At 35.9% G+C, this 18792-nt stretch carries 16 protein-coding genes; all 16 read left to right on the top strand.

Annotated features, from left to right (window positions below; translation table 11 throughout):
• Positions 1 to 32 precede the first annotated feature (32 nt).
• The 16 genes from FYJ58_RS00185 to FYJ58_RS00110 all read left to right on the top strand — a co-directional run bounded on the left by FYJ58_RS00185 (position 33) and on the right by FYJ58_RS00110 (position 18785).
• A complete protein-coding gene (locus FYJ58_RS00185) occupies positions 33 to 863 on the top strand; it encodes a transketolase (protein ID WP_154515453.1) in 831 nt (276 codons plus the stop codon).
• Complete coding sequence (locus FYJ58_RS00180; protein ID WP_154515450.1) at positions 856 to 1785, top strand: transketolase family protein; 930 nt, start codon at positions 856 to 858, stop codon at positions 1783 to 1785. The genes FYJ58_RS00185 and FYJ58_RS00180 overlap by 8 nt, the downstream gene beginning before the upstream one ends.
• Positions 1786 to 3264: a glycerol kinase GlpK gene (gene glpK, locus FYJ58_RS00175; protein ID WP_154515447.1), complete on the top strand. Its 1479-nt coding sequence runs from the start codon at positions 1786 to 1788 to the stop codon at positions 3262 to 3264.
• A 93-nt stretch (positions 3265 to 3357) separates the two neighbouring features.
• On the top strand, positions 3358 to 4413 hold the full coding sequence (locus FYJ58_RS00170) for a D-ribose ABC transporter substrate-binding protein (RefSeq protein WP_154515444.1): 1056 nt from the start codon (positions 3358 to 3360) through the stop codon (positions 4411 to 4413).
• Positions 4414 to 4567: 154 nt separating this feature from the next.
• The gene (locus FYJ58_RS00165) at positions 4568 to 5206 is read left to right on the top strand and encodes a DUF2291 domain-containing protein (RefSeq protein ID WP_154515441.1); all 639 of its coding nucleotides are present in this window, start codon (positions 4568 to 4570) and stop codon (positions 5204 to 5206) included.
• A gap of 18 nt (positions 5207 to 5224) precedes the next feature.
• Entirely contained in the window at positions 5225 to 6760 is a 1536-nt protein-coding gene (locus FYJ58_RS00160) for a sugar ABC transporter ATP-binding protein (RefSeq protein WP_235912515.1), read from the top strand.
• A 21-nt stretch (positions 6761 to 6781) separates the two neighbouring features.
• A complete protein-coding gene (locus FYJ58_RS00155; protein WP_154515438.1) occupies positions 6782 to 7828 on the top strand; it encodes an ABC transporter permease in 1047 nt (348 codons plus the stop codon).
• A gap of 434 nt (positions 7829 to 8262) precedes the next feature.
• On the top strand, positions 8263 to 9504 hold the full coding sequence (gene hflX, locus FYJ58_RS00150) for a GTPase HflX (protein WP_154515435.1): 1242 nt from the start codon (positions 8263 to 8265) through the stop codon (positions 9502 to 9504).
• Between the two features lie 205 nt (positions 9505 to 9709).
• On the top strand, positions 9710 to 12094 hold the full coding sequence (locus FYJ58_RS00145) for a ribonucleoside triphosphate reductase (protein ID WP_154515432.1): 2385 nt from the start codon (positions 9710 to 9712) through the stop codon (positions 12092 to 12094).
• A 41-nt stretch (positions 12095 to 12135) separates the two neighbouring features.
• Positions 12136 to 12984 (top strand): thymidylate synthase, encoded by an 849-nt coding sequence (thyA, locus tag FYJ58_RS00140; protein WP_154515429.1) that lies wholly within the window; start codon positions 12136 to 12138, stop codon positions 12982 to 12984.
• 124 nt (positions 12985 to 13108) lie between these two features.
• Entirely contained in the window at positions 13109 to 13609 is a 501-nt protein-coding gene (locus tag FYJ58_RS00135) for a dihydrofolate reductase (RefSeq protein WP_154515426.1), read from the top strand.
• A gap of 112 nt (positions 13610 to 13721) precedes the next feature.
• Entirely contained in the window at positions 13722 to 14717 is a 996-nt protein-coding gene (locus tag FYJ58_RS00130; protein ID WP_154515423.1) for a LacI family DNA-binding transcriptional regulator, read from the top strand.
• Entirely contained in the window at positions 14714 to 15619 is a 906-nt protein-coding gene (rbsK, locus tag FYJ58_RS00125; protein WP_154515420.1) for a ribokinase, read from the top strand. The genes FYJ58_RS00130 and rbsK overlap by 4 nt, the downstream gene beginning before the upstream one ends.
• The gene (gene rbsD, locus FYJ58_RS00120) at positions 15619 to 16026 is read left to right on the top strand and encodes a D-ribose pyranase (RefSeq protein ID WP_154515417.1); all 408 of its coding nucleotides are present in this window, start codon (positions 15619 to 15621) and stop codon (positions 16024 to 16026) included. Before rbsK ends, rbsD begins: the two co-directional genes overlap by 1 nt.
• Before the next feature lie 237 nt (positions 16027 to 16263).
• On the top strand, positions 16264 to 17595 hold the full coding sequence (locus FYJ58_RS00115) for an MATE family efflux transporter (RefSeq protein ID WP_154515414.1): 1332 nt from the start codon (positions 16264 to 16266) through the stop codon (positions 17593 to 17595).
• Positions 17596 to 17714: 119 nt separating this feature from the next.
• Positions 17715 to 18785, top strand: a complete 1071-nt coding sequence (locus FYJ58_RS00110; RefSeq protein ID WP_154516240.1) for a branched-chain amino acid aminotransferase — start codon at positions 17715 to 17717, stop codon at positions 18783 to 18785.
• The last annotated feature ends 7 nt before the right edge of the window (positions 18786 to 18792 follow it).

Below are 18792 nucleotides of genomic sequence, written 5' to 3'. Positions count from 1 at the left end.
TTTTCGTAAACTTTAAGAAAGAAGGTATCAGAATGGAAAATTTAAAGGCATTATCCTATGACCTGCGAAAAAATGTCATTGACATGATTGTAGAAGGAAAAGGTGGGCATATAGGCGGTGATATGAGTGTAATGGATATTCTTGTTGAATTATATTTTGAACAGATGAATATCAGCCCGGAAAACATGGACAATCCAGACAGAGACCGATTTGTTATGAGTAAAGGACATTCTGTAGAAGCATTATATGCGGTACTTGCAAAAAAAGGATTTTTTCCGATTGAGCAGGTAATCAAAGAATTTTCCAAATTTGGTTCTCAGTTTATCGGACATCCAAACAACAAGCTTCCTGGAATCGAAATGAATTCTGGTTCTTTGGGGCATGGACTTCCGGTCAGTGTCGGAATGGCAATGGCAGGCAAGATGGATAAAAAAGATTACCGGGTTTATACCGTAATGGGAGATGGCGAACTGGCAGAAGGCTCCGTATGGGAAGGAGCAATGGCAGCAAACCAATATAAATTAGATAATTTGTGTGCGGTTGTTGACAGAAATCATCTTCAGATTTCAGGTAATACGGAAGATGTTATGGCTCATGAAGATTTAAAGCAAAGATGGGCATCATTTGGCTGGCATGTTATTTCTATTAACGGAAATGATTATAAAGAATTAAAAGAAGCGTTTGATGAAGCAAAGAAAACGAAGGGAAAACCAACGGTTGTGATTGCAAATACGATAAAAGGGTTTGGCTCTTCTGTCATGGAAAATAAAGCAAACTGGCATCATAAAGTGCCAAATGAAGAAGAATATGCACAGATTATGAAAGATTTTGAAACCAGAAAGGAGGCTGCACTTCATGAATAAGATTCCAAATCGTCAGGCTATATGCGAAGTATTGATGGAAAAAGCAAAAGATGACAAAGATATTGTAGTATTATGCAGTGATTCTAGAGGAAGTGCTTCCTTAACACCATTTGCAGAGGCATTTCCAGAGCAATTTGTTGAAGTTGGTATTGCAGAGCAGGATTTAGTTGGTATATCCGCAGGTCTTGCAAAATGTGGCAAAAAGCCTTTTGCAGCTTCACCTGCCTGCTTTTTATCAACAAGAAGTTATGAGCAGGCAAAGGTTGATTGTGCTTATTCTAATACAAATGTAACATTAATTGGAATTAGTGGTGGTATCAGTTATGGTGCATTGGGAATGAGTCACCATTCTGCACAAGATATTGCAGCAATGACAGCAATTCCAAATATGAGAGTATATATTCCAAGTGACAGATTTCAGACAAAATATTTAATAGAGGCACTTTTGAAAGACGAAAAGCCATCTTATGTCCGTGTAGGAAGAAATGCAGTAGAAGATGTTTATACAGAAGAAAATTGTCCATTTGAAATGGACAAGGCAACTGTCCTTACGGAAGGTACAGATGTAGCAATTATTGCTTGTGGTGAGATGGTAAAACCGGCTTATGATGCCGCAAAAAATTTGAAAGAACAAGGAATATCTGCAACAGTAGTAGATATGTACTGTTTAAAACCACTGGATAAAGAAGCAATTATAAATGCAGCAAAGAATGTGAAAGCAGTTGTTACAGTTGAGGAGCATGCTCCGTTTGGAGGACTTGGGGCAATGGTAAGCCAGGTAGTATCGGCAGAGTGTCCAAAGAAGGTAATTAATATGGCACTTCCGGATGCACCGGTTATTACAGGAACATCAAAAGAGGTATTTAATCATTATGGATTAAATGCAGAAGGAATTGTGAAAACAGTAAAGGAGAATTTGTAAATGGCGGATTATGTACTTGGGATTGACCAAAGTACTCAGGGAACGAAGGCATTGTTGTTTGATCAGATAGGTAACCTGATTTGCAGAACAGATTTGCCTCACCGTCAGATTATAAATGAAAAAGGCTTTGTAGAGCACAATCCCATAGAGATATATCAAAATACAATTCAGGTTGTAAAAAATTTAATTGAAAAAGCGAATATTGACAAAGACGATGTAAAAGTATTGGGAATCAGTAATCAAAGAGAAACGGCACTTTGCTGGGATAGAAAAACCGGAGAACCAGTTTACAATGCGATTGTATGGCAATGTGCAAGAGGAGCAAAAATATGTGAAACATTAGAGCAAGATGGATATGCGAAGATGATTCGATCTCATACAGGATTACAGCTTTCGCCATATTTTTCAGCAGCAAAGCTTGCATGGGTTCTCAAAGAAGTTCCCGGTGCGAAAGAAAAAGCAGAAAAGGGCGAATTGTGTTGTGGAACAATTGATAGTTGGTTAGTATATCAATTAACTGGCGGAAAAGAATTTCGGACCGATTATTCAAATGCTTCCCGAACCCAACTTTTTAATATCAGTACATTAAGCTGGGACAAAGAAGTTTGCGACGCGTTTGGAATTTTGCCAGAATGTCTGCCAAAAGTAACGGACTCAGATGGTGAGTTTGGTTTTACAGATTTTGATGGTTATTTTAATCAGAAGATACCGATTCATGGTGTACTGGGTGATTCTCATGGAGCCTTATTTGGACAAGGGTGTCTGAATAAAGGAATGATAAAGACGACTTATGGAACGGGTTCTTCCATTATGATGAATATTGGAGAAACACCAGTGCTTAGTGAAAGTGTAGTAACATCGTTAGCGTGGAAAATGAATGGAAAAGTAAGTTATGTATTAGAAGGAAATATCAATTATACAGGAGCTGTTATTACATGGTTAAAGGATGATTTGAAGCTGATTGAATCACCGGGAGAAACAGAGAAACTGGCAAAGAGAGCAAATCCAAAAGATACTTCCTATCTGGTTCCGGCATTTTCAGGACTTGGAGCTCCTTACTGGGACAGTGAGGCAAAGGCGACAATATGGGGGATGTCTAGGACAACAAAACGGGAAGAAATTGTGAAGGCTGCACTGGAGAGTATTGCATATCAGATAACCGATGTGATTGAAGCAATGAGTAGAGAGTCTGGCATAACAATTGAAGAATTACGGGTTGATGGCGGACCTACAAAAAATACATATTTAATGCAGTTCCAAAGTGATATGGCACAGATTCCAGTAAAAGTACCTTCTGCAGAAGAATTATCTGGTATTGGAGCTGCTTACACAGCAGGTCTGGCAGTTGGGATTTATAGAAAAGAAACTATTTTTTCACAGATTAACCGAAAACAATTTGTACCGGTTATGGAAGATGAAGTGAGAAAATTAAAATATCAGGGGTGGAAAGAGGCTGTTAAAAAAGTTCTTTCAAAGTAGAGATGATCGGGAAAGTTTCCCGTTATCTATAAGTTGTTTCATGGGGATGAAGCAATTTAATACAAAACTATATATTCTTAAGGAGGAAAAAACATGAAGAAAAAATTATTAGCAATGTTACTTAGTATGGCAATGGTAGTTACAATGTTGTCAGGTTGTGGTGGTAGTTCAGATGCCGAAAAGGACACACAGAACACAGAAACCAAAGATGAAACAACAGATGACGAAACAACAAATGATGGAAAAGAGGAAGAGGCAGAACAAAAGGTACTTCCAGGTGGTGGCTCCAATATTATTTATATTATTACACCATCCCATTCCAACCCATTCTTTAAAACAGAATCCGATACAGCAGAAGCAAAAGCAAAAGAATTGGGTTATGAAGTAAAAACAGCTTCTCATGATGATGATGCAACAAAACAAATGGAATTATTTGAAAATGCAATTGCTGACAAAGCTGCGGCAATTATCTGTGATAATGCAGGTGCAGATGCTACAATCGAAGCTGTTCAAAAAGCAGCAGATGCGGGAATTCCTACATTCTTAATTGACCGTGAAATCAACCAGGAAGGTGTTGCTATTTCTCAGATCGTTGCAAATAACTATCAGGGTGCAAAAGCAATCGCTGAAGAATGGGTTGAAGCTATGGGAGAAGAAGGAAAATATGCAGAGTTATTAGGTAAAGAATCTGATACAAATGCAGGTGTTCGTTCTTCTGCATTCCATGAAGTAATCGATCAATATGACACATTAGAATGTGTAGCAACACAGACAGCTAACTGGGATCAGACAGAAGGCTACGAAAAAACAGAAACAATTTTACAATCCAATCCTGAAATTACAGGTATTATTTGTGGTAATGATACAATGGCTGTAGGTGCAGCAGAAGCTTGTGCAGCAGCTGGAAGAAAAGACATTAAGATTATCGGTGTTGATGGTTCTGATGAAGCAGCGGCATTAATCAAAGATGGAAAAATGACGGGTACTGCATTACAGCAGTGTGCATTGATTGCTGAAATGGCAGTTGAACAGGCTGATAAATACTTAAAAGAAGGCAGTACAGGATTAGATGAAAAACAATTAGTAGATTGTGTTGCCATTACAAAAGATAATGTTGACAATTTAAAAACTTTTGTTTACAAAGAGTAATTTAAGTTACAACAGATTTTAGGGGGTCATTTATGACCCCCGTTATTCTAAATTTTATCTCAGTATAGAATATAGTTTTGTAACGAATGAGTAAGAAGATGACAAGTCAAATAGAGAATATCTATTTTGTGAAATAGAAGAATAGGAGAAGGTCATGAAAAAGAGAGTATTAGCCCTGGTTATGGTGTTTGCCTTAGCAGTGACAACCATGACAGGATGTGTAAAAGTAGTAAAAATAGGCGAAGAAGGAAAACTAACAGGAAAAACAGAATTTAATGCAGATGATAGTGTATCAGAAATGTGGGATGCGGCAGTGGAAGACATTTCTAACAAGGCAGTTGAACTTCCTACATTTTTAACAGAAGCAAATGGAGATTTGACATCTCTTGCTGATAAATATGGAAAATATTCAATGGGAACCTCAGGAAGCATCAGTTATGCGGTAAAGGGCAGTGGAACAGTAGAAGAAGTGCATCAGGAGAAAAAAGCCGGATATATGACCGTAAAGTTGGATGGATATGAAGGAAAAGAAGTAATTAAGCTTCAGATAGGCTCCATTTATAAAGGTTCATCTACCCGTGATACATTAGATATTATTAATTTTGGTGACTATACAAATCAAAAAGAATGGGGTGCCATTTCTCAGGGACTTCATTCGTTAATTGATACGAATGTAATACAGCCGGCAGACCCTGCTGGTTTACAGGGAAAATCAATTGAGTTTATTGGAACATTTACAGCTGAAGAAAATGATGAATTATTAATCACACCGGTCAGCTTAACCGTAAAGTAAGTTCAGGAGGCGATAGGTATGGCAAGTATGTGCAAAGAAGGTGTATGCTTTCATGCAGAAGGCATCAGTAAGATTTATCCGGGTACCAAAGCTCTTGACAATGTTAATTTTGATTTGCTGACAGGAAAAGTAAATGTACTGATTGGTGAAAATGGAGCAGGGAAATCTACCTTGATGAAAATGATTGCCGGTATTGAGCAGCCCAGTGAGGGAAAGTTATATATGGGTGATGAGGAAGTACACTTTAAAGATACAACAGAAGCGAGAAAGCATGGGATAGGAATCATTCACCAGGAATTAAATCTTTTTCCAAATCTGCCTGTATATCAGAATATTTTTATGGCAAGAGAGAAAAAAAGCGGATTAAAAATGGATAATAAATATCATAAAGAGCAATCAAAAAGGATACTGGAAAAATTAGAGCATCCAATTCCTGTTGATACACTGGTAGGAGATTTAAGAGTAGGACAGCAGCAGATGATTGAGATTGCAAGAAATCTGGTAGAAGATGATTTAAAGATTTTGATTATGGATGAACCTACTTCATCATTATCGGAGCAAGAGGTACAGGTATTATTTAAAATAATGCGTGAACTTACAGCTCAGGGAATCTCTATTGTTTATATTTCTCATCGTTTAGAAGAAATTATGCAGATTGGTGATCATGTTACAATTCTTCGGGATGGTAAATATGTAGCTGATGCTGATGTAAAAGATATTGATATTCCATGGATTGTAAAACAGATGACAGGCGAGGGAAAATCTTATCCCAAAAAAGAAAGAAATATTAACTGGGATAAACAGGAAAAAGTATTAGAAGTAAAACATCTGACGCTTCCAAAAAGTGGTGGCGGATATCTGTTACATGATGTTGACTTCGATTTAAAAAAAGGTGAGATACTAGGAATTTATGGTCTGATGGGTGCAGGTCGGACAGAAATCTTTGAATGTATTATGGGACTTCGTCCAGAACATACAGGAGAAGTTTATCTAAATGGAGAAAAAATGAATATCAAATCAATTTCAGAGCAAATTGATAAAGGCTTTGCATTGGTTCCGGAGGACCGGCAAAGAGAAGGATTAGTTCAGACAATGGACATTGGAAGAAACTGTTCGTTATCTGCAATTAAAGATTATACAAAGGCGGGATTTGTAGATTTTAAAAAGGAAAATGAGATGGTAGATTCTCAGATTAAAGATATACATATTAAAGTTGCGGATAAAAGGCTTCCTATTTTATCACTGTCAGGAGGTAATCAGCAAAAAGTAGTTATTGGAAAGGGACTTTTAACGCATCCGAAGATTCTTTTGTTAGATGAGCCAAGCCGTGGTATTGATATTGGAGCTAAGACAGAAGTATTTGATATCATTAATCAATATGCAGAACAAGGACTTTCTATTATTGTAATTTCCTCAGAATTAAAAGAAATTATATCAATTGCAGATCGTGTAGTTGTACTTTCCAATGGTATTAAGACCGGAGAACTTATGGGGAATGAAATTCAGGAAGAAACACTGGTACTGGCATCTTATAAGGGCCATCATGGTCACTAATCAGAAAAGGAGATAGGAAAAATGAGTACAGATAAGAAAAGTTCCAACAATACGTTGGCTATGACATTGTTAAAGGGAAGAACCTTTATTGTATTAATTGTATTGTTAATATTTTTTAGTATAACAGCAGATAATTTTCTTAGTATGAATACCGCTCTGTTGATTGGTAAACATGTGGCATTATATGGTATTCTTGCAATTGGAATGACTTATGTTATTATTACAGGAGGAATTGATTTATCAGTAGGTGCGATTGTAGGACTTGGAGGAATGATCGCAGGTGGCTTGATTCAAAAAGGTCTTACATTAGAAATGTTTGGGGTAACATTATATTTTAGTGTTCCAATGATTGTATTAATTACAATTCTTTTGGGTGCGGTCATTGGTGCAGTAAATGGTCTGATTATTACGAAATTTAATGTGGCACCGTTCATTGCAACATTAGGTATGATGTATGTAGCAAGAGGATTGGCTAATATCCATTCACAAGGTGCAACTTATTCCGATTTAAAAGGATATGAAGCATTGGGAAATCAAGGCTGGAGCTTTTTCGGTTCTCGTGTTATGGGAATACCAGTTGGTCTGATTATTTTAGTTATTTTAGCTGTTATTTTTGCAGTTTTATTAAAGAGAACTGCATTTGGCTGGCATGTATTTTCAATTGGCGGCAATGAAAAAGCAGCAAAGTTATCTGGTGTTAAAGTAAATAAAGTAAAAATTTTAGTTTATGTTATTTCAGGTATTTGTTCTGCCGTCGTAGGAATTATTGCTTCGTCCCAGTTAGCTGCTTCCCATCCGGCAACCGGTGAATCATGGGAAATGAATGCAATTGCTGCGGCAGTACTTGGTGGTACTTCAATGGCAGGTGGTGTCGGTACAATTGGTGGAACAATAGTAGGTGCATTTGTAATTGGTGTTATCAACGATGGTATGGTTATGTGTGGTGTATCTGAATTCTGGCAGATGGTAATTAAAGGTTTGGTAATTGTGTTGGCGGTTATCATCGACCAATTCCAGAGAAACTTACAAGCAAAAATGGCATTGCAGGCAAGAAATGAAAGTAAATAAAAAAGAATTAACATACTGAAGAAATAAAGAAAAGAGAACTGGAAATTTGTATTGTATTTCAAAGAAATATATGTCAAAAGAATAGGTTCTCTTTTCTAATTATATTTTAACACTGGAAAATAATTAGAAATAAATTCTTCATAAAGAATAAAAGAGGAAATCCAATAGCATATAGATAGATTGCTAAGAAATGTGATAAGATGATAGATTTTGTTATATAAATTTATTAAAAAACAGAATAAATTTTATATAAAAGTATAGAATAAAACTCGAATCAGGAAAAAAATGAAAATTTTCAAGAGTGGACAAAGATATAGGGGCATGTTATCATATAAAAGGTTTTTTATTTGGAAAAGAAAAGTTAAAATAGATTGATAATAATAAGGAAAGGAATGTATGGTTTCTGATTTGTATGGAAATGATACAAAAAAAGGATGCAGTTATACGATTTAAAGGAAGTAGAAGAAAGAGTTATTTTAGTCGGAGTCCAAGAAACAATGGGCGATGATATTGAGGATTCGATTTTGGAATTGGGCGAGCTTGCCAAAACTGCAGGTGCAGAAGTGGTAGGAAGCTTAATTCAAAAAAGGGAAAAGATTCATCCGGGTACTTATATTGGAAAAGGCAAGATTGAAGAAGTGAAGGAATTAATGATAGAGCTTAATGCAACAGGTATTTTGTGCGACGATGAATTATCACCTGCGCAGATGAATAATTTGCAACAGCAATTAGATTGTAAAGTGATGGACCGGACACTTGTAATTTTAGATATTTTTGCAAAACGTGCAACGACTAGAGAAGGGATTCTTCAAGTAGAATTAGCACAATTAAAATATCGGGCTGCAAGGCTAACCGGTTTGGGAAGTTCCCTGTCCCGTCTGGGGGGTGGAATTGGAACAAGAGGACCGGGTGAGAAAAAACTTGAGATGGACAGACGTTTGATTCGAACAAGAATCAGTCATTTAAAAAAAGAATTGGAAGATGTTCAAAAGCACAGGGAATTGGTAAGGGAAAAACGAAAAAAGAGCAATGTAAAAGTTGCAGCTTTAATTGGCTATACTTGTGCGGGTAAAAGTTCTTGCGAAAGTTATTTGACACAGGCAGAAATATTAGCAGATGATATGGTTTTTTCCACACTAGATACTACAACCCGGGTATTAAAATTAGATGGACGGCAAGAAATTCTTTTGACGGATACAGTAGGCTTTATTCGAAAGCTTCCTCATCATTTAGTGGAGGCGTTTAAGGGAACGCTGGAAGAGGCAAAATATGCAGATATATTAATTCATGTTGTCGATGCTTCAAACCCGCAGATGGAAAAGCAGATGTATGTCGTGTATGAAACATTAAAACAACTAAAGGTGGAAAATAAACCGATTATAACTGTATTTAATAAGCAGGATCAGGTAATTGAGAAAAGAAATTTTAAAGACTTTCAGGCAGATTATTCTATTTTGGCATCTGCACATACCGGAGAAGGCATGGAAGAAATAAAAGCTGTATTGCAAGAAATTCTTCGTAAACAAAAGATTTATATAGAACGGTTATATCCATATAATAAAGCCGGTTTGATTCAGCTTATTCAAAAATATGGTGAATTAATTGAAGAAGATTATCGGGAAGATGGAGTATTTGTAAAAGCATATGTTCCAAAAGAAATCTATGATAGAATTTAAAGGAAAAAAATTTATAAAAACAATTTTAATGCAAAACGAGAATATTGGTAAAGATATATAAAATGCACTATATATAGATACGGCAGTATATTGCTGTACTATATATAGTGTGTTTTGCGGTTGACGAAAGGGAAGAACTTTGATAGAATAGGTAAGGATGTAATAAAATATTTAGAATATAAAATGAAAAATGGGAGGCATTGATATGATACATGTTATCAAACGGGATGGAGAAATTGCCGATTTTAGGCTGGAGAAGATAGGAGAGGCAATAAAAAAAGCATTCCATGCGACGGACAAAATATATAATGAGGATATTATAAATCTACTTGCTTTGAGGGTTACTTCTGATTTTCAGGAAAAGATCCAAGAAGGGAATGTGTCAGTAGAAGCAATCCAGGATAGTGTAGAACATGTATTAGAGCAGACCGGCTATACAGAAGTAGCCAAATCATATATCTTATATCGAAAGCAACGGGAAAAAATAAGAAATATGAAGTCAACAATCTTAGATTATAAGGAAATAGTAGATAGTTATGTAAAAGAAGAAGACTGGAGGGTAAAAGAAAATTCTACAGTTACCTATTCAGTTGGGGGGCTTATACTTCACAATTCAGGTTCGATTACAGCAAATTATTGGTTATCGGAAATTTATGATGAGGAGATAGCGAATGCACATCGAAATGCAGATATTCATATTCATGATTTGTCAATGTTAACAGGATATTGTGCAGGATGGTCTTTAAAACAGCTGATAAAAGAAGGATTAGGTGGAATTTCGGGAAAGATTACTTCTTCTCCGGCAGCTCATTTATCTACCTTATGTAATCAAATGGTGAACTTTTTAGGAATCATGCAGAATGAATGGGCAGGTGCACAGGCTTTTTCATCTTTTGACACTTATTTAGCACCATTTGTAAAAGCCGACCATTTAACATATAGAGAAGTAAAGCAATGTATACAATCTTTTGTCTACGGGGTTAATACACCAAGCCGATGGGGAACGCAGGCACCATTTTCGAATATTACATTAGATTGGACTGTACCAAACGATTTAGCAGAACTGCCATGTATCGTAGGCGGTAAAGAAATGGACTTTAAATATAAAGACTGTAAAAAAGAGATGGATATGATAAACAAAGCATTCATCGAAGTGATGGTAGAAGGGGATGCGAATGGAAGAGGTTTTCAATACCCAATACCAACCTATTCAATCACAAAGGACTTTGACTGGTCCGATACCGAAAATAACCGGCTCTTATTTGAAATGACAGCGAAGTACGGTACGCCATATTTTTCGAATTATATAAACAGTGATATGGAACCAAGTGATATACGTTCTATGTGCTGTCGTCTTCGTTTAGATTTAAGAGAATTGCGGAAAAAAACAGGTGGATTCTTTGGGTCAGGGGAAAGTACAGGATCTGTAGGAGTTGTAACAATAAATATGCCTAGAATTGCTTACCAGTCAAAAGACCAGACAGAGTTTTATAACCGCCTTGATCATATGATGGATATAGCAGCCCGCTCATTAAAGGTAAAACGTGAGGTTATATCAAAGCTGTTAGAAGAAGGCTTATACCCATATACAAAACGTTATCTCGGTTCATTTGAAAATCATTTTTCCACAATCGGACTAATCGGAATGAACGAAGTAGGTTTAAATGCAAAGTGGCTCCAAAGAGATATGACAGATAAAAAGACGCAAGAATTTACAAAACAAGTATTGAATCATATGAGAGAACGTCTTTCTGATTATCAAGTTCAATATGGGGATTTATATAACTTAGAAGCGACACCGGCAGAATCAACAACCTATCGGTTAGCAAAACATGACCGCAAGCGGTGGCCAGATATCATTACAGCAGGAAAAGAAGGAGATACACCATATTATACAAATAGTTCCCATCTTCCGGTTGAATTTACAGACGATATTTTCGAAGCGTTAGATATCCAGGATGAATTACAGACTTTGTATACATCAGGTACTGTATTTCATGGATTTTTAGGAGAAAAGCTTCCAGACTGGGAGGCAGCGGCAAAACTAGTACATACAATTGCAGAAAATTATAAATTGCCATATTATACAATATCTCCGACCTATTCTATATGTAGAGAACACGGTTATTTAAGTGGAGAACAATTTCAATGTCCAATCTGTGGTGCAGAAACAGAAGTATACAGCCGAATTACAGGCTATTACAGACCGGTCAAAAATTGGAACAAAGGAAAGTCACAGGAATATAAAAATCGAAAATTGTATGATATGAGTACAGCTCAGTCGAAAGAACATAAAATAGAAGAAAAAAAGCAAGAAAATCTAGCATCAATTGAGATTAATTTAGATGTAGAAAACTCAGAAAATGGAATGTACTTATTCACGACTAAAACATGTCCAAACTGTCAAACCGTAAGAACATATTTAAATGACATTGATTATAAGCTGGTAGACGCAGAAGAAAATTTGGATCTTGTGCAAGAGTATGGAATAAGACAAGCTCCAACTTTAGTTGTTGTGGAAAATGGACAATCAAGAAAATATGTTAATCTATCAAATATAAAAAAATATGTGGAAGAAACAACGATATAAATAAAATAAACATTGAAGGCAAAAAAGAAAGGATATAAAACATGAGCTTAGCAGATAATTTATTTATCAATATGTGTAAAGATATTTTAGAAAATGGAGTAAGTACAGAGGGAGAAAAGGTAAGACCTCATTGGGAAGATGGAACGGCTGCTTATACAATAAAAAAATTTGGAGTAGTAAATCGTTATGATTTATCGAAAGAATTTCCTGCAATTACACTAAGAAGGACAGCATTGAAAAGCTGTATTGATGAAATATTATGGATTTGGCAGAAAAAATCCAATAATATAAATGATTTAAACAGTCATATCTGGGACAGCTGGGCAGATGAAACAGGTTCCATAGGAAAAGCTTATGGTTATCAGTTAGGAATTAAACACAAGTATAAGGAGGGAGAAATGGATCAGGTTGACCGAGTCCTATATGATTTAAAACATAATCCATATAGCCGGAGAATTATGACCAATATATATAATCATGAAGATTTGCATGAAATGAATTTATATCCATGCGCATACAGCATGACATTCAATGTTACAAAGGATAAAGAAAGTGACCAATTAGTGTTAAATGCGATTTTGAATCAAAGAAGTCAGGATATATTAGCTGCAAATAACTGGAATGTGTGTCAATATGCAGTTCTTGTCCATATGTTTGCTCAGGTAAGTGGAATGAAGGTAGGAGAATTAGTTCATGTAATTGCTGATGCACATATCTATGACCGACACATTCCGATTATTAAAGAGCTGATTGAACGTCCAACCTATGATGCACCGACATTCTGGATAAATCCGGATGTGAAAGACTTTTATGAATTTACAGTGGATGACTTTAAGTTGGAAAATTATGTTACAGGGGAACAAATTAAGAATATTCCTATTGCAATTTAAAAGATGTAGTTGTTTCAAACTGTTAGAGTGATGCAAGAAAGTGAGGGGACAGCACTGTTCTCTTCTATCCTGCGTCACTAGCATTTTAAGATTAAAATTTAGATAAAAAAGGAGACTCAGGAAAATGAATTTAATAGTAGCAGTAGACAAAAACTGGGCAATTGGTTATCAAAATAGTTTATTAGTAAGCATACCGGCAGATATGCGTTTTTTTAGAGAAACAACAACAAATAAAGTTATAATAATGGGACGAAAAACATTAGAAAGTTTTCCGGGTGGAAAACCGCTGAAAGACCGTTTGAACATTGTTATAACAAAGAAAGAAAATTACGATGGAAATGGTGCAACTGTTGTACATAGTGTGGAAGAAGCATTGGAGCTTGTGAAAGATTATAATACAGAAGACGTATTTGTAATTGGTGGTGAGAGCATTTATCGTCAAATGCTGCCTTATTGTAAAGTGGCTCATGTAACTAAAATTGATTTTGCTTATCAGGCGGATACGTATTTTCCAAACTTGGATAAGGAAGATGACTGGACGCTTGAGTTAGAGTCTGAGGAGCAGACATATTATAATTTGGAATATACATTCTGCAAATATGTTAATAAAAAGGAAAATTGTTAAAAATTTTTGTTCATATTGACAAATCGGATAAATAAAAATATAATTATTTTATAGATTTGAAACGGGTTTCAAATTTGGGGATTCTATTTGTTAAATAGTTAGGAAGAACGATATGACGAGTATAAGAGATGTTGCAAGATTAGCCGGTGTTTCTCCGTCTACGGTATCAAGAGTGATGAATCAGACCGCAAATGTAAATGAGGAAAAAAAACAAAAAGTGCTTTGGGCAATTCAAGAAACGGGTTTTGTACCAAATGAACTGGCACGTTCGCTTTATAAAAAGAATTCTAAAATTATTGGCGTTATTGTTCCCAGCATTGATAACCCATTTTTTGGTGAATTGGCACGGGTAATTGAAGAGGAAGCTTTCTTAAACGGGTATCGTCTTACGCTCTGTAGTTCCAATCATAATAGGGAAAAAGAAAAGGCGAATATACAGATGCTTACCCGGCTTAAAGCGGAAGGAATTATTCTTATGACAAATGATGAAACTTTACAGGAAGAAATAGAAAAATGTAATCTTCCCATTGTTGCACTTGATCGGCAGATTGCATCTGGGAATGGTGTGTCTTATATTCATGCAGATCATTATAAAGGAAGTAGGCTTGCTATGAAGCACTTGCTTGAATGTGGATGTAAAAATATTGTGAAGCTTCGGGAACCGCAAGTGTATTCTAGTGGAAGACAACGTTTTGCAGGTTATGTTTCCGTTTGTAAAGAATATGGGATTCCGGTTCAGTATATTGATTGTCAGTATGATTATGAGGATGGATTTCGTGTGGCGGAGCAGGTACTTTTGAAATATCCGGATGTAGATGGCATTTTAGCGAATAATGATATGGTTGCAATTGCCGTTTATAAAGTCTTGAAAAAAAGAGGCTATCGGGTACCTGAGGATGTGCAATTGATTGGTTTTGATAATATCGCATTTAGCCATATGATATTGCAGGAGTTAACGACAATTGAACAGCCAATCAAAGAGATGGGGAAACTGGCAGTTAAAGCGATTATGGAGTATGGACAGGCCGGAAAAATAGAACAAGAACAAGTTTTAGATGTAACTTTAATAAAAAGAGAAACAACAAAAGAAAGGAAGGGATTATCATGAAACTGGCAGTGGTAGGAAGTATTAATATGGATATGACAGTAACAGCAGAACGAATTCCGAAAAAAGGAGAAACATTAAAAGGAGATAGTGTTCATTATATCCCGGGCGGAAAAGGTGCAAACCAGGCGGTTGCAATGGCAAGACTTGGTGCGGAAGTCGGAATGTTTGGCTGTGTAGGTGATGATCAGTTTGGAAAAGATTTAGTAGAAAATCTTCAGAAAGAGCATATTTTTACAAAGCATATTGCTAAAATAGAGGATTGTCCAACCGGAACTGCTTTTATTACGGTTGGTGAAAATGATAATACGATTGTTGTTGTTGCAGGGGCGAATGGGAAGGTTGACAAAGCTTATGTCGATTCGATAAAAGAAGAGCTAAAGCAGTATGATATGGTTGTTTTGCAAAATGAGATTCCAATGGAGACGGTAGAATATGTAGTTGATTTGTGCAGTGAGGCGAATATTCCGATTATTTTGAATCCGGCTCCTGCATGTAAATTGTCTGAACAGATAATTAAAAAGGTGACTTATTTGACACCGAATGAGCATGAGGTAAAGTTAATTTTTGGAGAGATGCCATTAGAGAAAATATTAAAGCAATATCCGGAAAAATTAATTGTGACACAAGGGTCGATGGGAGTGTCAGTATGTAAAAAGGATGGAACGGTTGTCACGATTCCGGCAAGGAAGGCAAATGTTGCTGATACGACAGGTGCAGGAGATACGTTAAATGGAGCTTTTGCTGTGCAGGCAGCAGGGAAAAAGGAGATGGAAGAAGCATTACTTTATGCGAATGTGGCAGCAAGCCTTTCTACAGAAAAGTTTGGTGCACAAGGTGGTATGCCAACGAATCAAGAAGTAGAGCTTGAATTAGAAAAGCTTAGAAAGGACGGTGCCTTATAATGAAAAGATTAGGAATCTTAAATAGTGATATTGCAAGAGTACTTGCCTATATGGGACATACAGACTGGATTTGTATCGGAGATTGTGGTCTTCCAATCCCGGATGAGGTGGAACGGATTGACTTGACTGTTAGATTTGGTGTGCCAAGCTTTATGGAAGTGTTAAAAGAAGTGGAAAAAGATATGAAAATCGAGAGGGTTATTTTAGCGGAAGAAATAAAAGAGAAAAATCCAAGTGTCTTGAAAGAAGTCAATGAATTGTTTACAGGAAATGATTTAAAGGTTGCCTTGGATTTTGTGTCTCACGAAGAGCTGAAGAAGATGACAAAACATTGCAAGGCTGTAATCCGTACAGGAGAAAACTCTCCTTATGCGAATATTATATTACAGTCCGGCTGCATCTTTTAAATGGTTTATCATTTTGTGTTTTTAAAGAAAAGACTGTCAGACTTTTTTCCGTCGTCGATGAAAAAAATCTGTTGGTCTTTTTTTACAGTTTATTCGCAGAGTCTGGAAAATAAAAGTTTTCCAGATTAATAAAATGAAACGAAAATGGAGGAATTTTGAATGGAGGAGATAGAAGTAATTCATACTATTATAAAACAAACCATATTTGTGTATTGAAATGTTTGGAGGAACAAAAGAATGGGAAATGACTATTTAGTAGAGAAAAAGCCAATAACGGCTTTGATTATTTTTGCACTGCCGATTATAATAGGCAACCTATTTCAGCAAACTTATACAATGGCAGATTCGGCAATTATTGGACGTTTTGTTGGTGAACAGGCTTTGGCTGCGGTCGGGGCATCGTATTCTTTGACCAATATATTTATTTGTGTTGCGATTGGTGGTGGAATTGGGGCATCTGTTGTTGTAAGCAGGCATTTTGGAGCAAAAGACTATAATCGAATGAAATTGGCTGTTTTTACGTCGCTTATTTCTTTTTTGATAATCAGCATTTTGCTTGGCGGAATTGGACTTTTATCCGGTAAAAATATAATGATGCTTTTGAAGACGCCTTCTGATGTTTTAGATATGTCAGTTGAATATTTAAATATTTATTTTCTTGGTCTTCCGTTTTTATTTATGTACAATGTGTTATCTTCTATGTTTAACGCACTTGGAAAATCAAAAATACCATTATACTTTTTAATTTTTTCTTCGGTTTTTAATATTATTTTAGACTTAATACTTGTAACAAAATTTGGAATGGGTATTGCGGGTGTTGCCTGGGCAACTTTAATTGCCCAGGGGATTTCTGCTGTTTTATCGTTCTTTGTTTTTATGAATGAGCTTAAAAAGTTATACTGTGAGAATACCAAATTATTTGATAAGGTAGAATTATTTGCCATGGGAAAGATTGCATTGCCTTCTATTTTACAGCAATCTACCGTTTCAATAGGAATGATGCTAGTACAGTCTGTTGTAAATAGCTTTGGTTCCCAAGCTTTAGCTGGTTTTTCTGCCGCCATGAGGATTGAATCAATCTGTGTTGTGCCTATGGCTGGAATTGGAAATGCTTTATCGTCTTATACAGCACAAAATATTGGTGCCGGTAAATGGGAGCGTGTTGTGAAAGGATTGCATGCTGCGAATCAAATGGTAATTACTTGTGCAATGATTATTTGTATTATATTAGAATGTTTTTCTTATTCAATCATTTCTCTTTTCCTTGGAATAAATGGGACATTTACGGCAATTTCAACAGGGCAGAATTACTTGACATTTATGGGGTGGTTTTTTGTTTTAATTGGATTTAAAATGGCAGTTGATGGTTTATTGCGTGGTGCAGGTGATATGAAAATGTTTACAATTGCAAATTTAGTAAACTTGTTTATTCGTGTTGCGCTTTCTGTTATATTTGCACCTAAATTTGGAATTGAAATAATATGGTATGCTGTTCCAATCGGTTGGTTTGCAAACTGGATGATTTCTTCTTATCAATATCGTACGGGAAAATGGAAACACATATGCTAGTATATATATAATTTATTGTAAATGTATGAGCAAAAAAAACTTGAAAATTCAGTTGATAAAGACTATTATTATTAATAATATTGGCAAAAAAAAATAAGATTATGAGAGGATGATAGATGATGTTAAACATTAGATATGAAAAAACAACTAATCCAAAACCATTGCCGGAAAAAGATAATCCATTAAAGTTTGGTACTATATTTACAGACCATATGTTTGCAATGAATTATGAGGAAGGAAAAGGCTGGTTTGACCCAAGAGTTGTTCCATATCAAAAAATCAGTCTGGAGCCATCGGCTATGGTGTTTCATTATGGACAGGAGATGTTTGAAGGGTTAAAAGCTTATAAAACAGATGATGGAAGAACGCTATTATTCCGTCCAAATAAAAATATTGAGCGTGCAAATCGGACAAATCGTAGAATTTGTATTCCGGAAATCGATGAGGAAGATTTTTTGCAGGCAATTAAAGCGGTTGTTAAGATGGATGAAGCATGGATTCCAACAAAACCGGGAACATCTCTTTATATCCGCCCATTTATTATTGCAACGGATGAATTTTTAGGAGTACGCCCATCCAGCACGTATTTGTTTATGATTATTTTATCACCAGTAGGTGCTTACTACCCAGAAGGTTTGAATCCGGTTAAGATTTGGATTGAAGATGAGTATGTAAGAGCGGTCAGAGGTGGAATTGGAGAGGCGAAAACAGGTGGTAATTATGTCGCTTCTTTAGCTGCCCAGATGAAAGCACATGAAGAAGGATATTCACAAGTTCTTTGGTTAGATGGTGTTGAGCGAAAATATATTGAGGAAGTCGGTGCAATGAATATTTTCTTTAAGATAAATGGAACAGTAGTTACACCAAAATTAAATGGAAGTATTCTTCCTGGCGTTACAAGAGATTCTGTTATAAATCTTTGTAAGCATTGGGGACTTTCTGTGGAAGAACGGAGAATTTCGGTCGATGAGTTATTAGAGGCTGCAAAAGATGGTTCTTTAGAAGAAGTATGGGGAACTGGAACAGCTGCGGTAATTTCTCCAGTCGGACATCTTCGTTTTGAAGATACTGTGCTTCAGATTAAAGATGGAGGAATTGGTGAAATTAGCCAGAAATTATATGATACAGTAACTGGAATTCAGTTGGGTCGTATTGAAGATCCATTTGGCTGGACAGTAGAAGTACAGTAATTATAGT

The sequence above is a fragment of the Velocimicrobium porci genome (assembly GCF_009696045.1).
Classification (GTDB): domain Bacteria; phylum Bacillota; class Clostridia; order Lachnospirales; family Lachnospiraceae; genus Velocimicrobium; species Velocimicrobium porci.
Note: the sequence above shows the minus strand (reverse complement) of the source record. Positions and strands in the feature narration are given on the sequence as shown.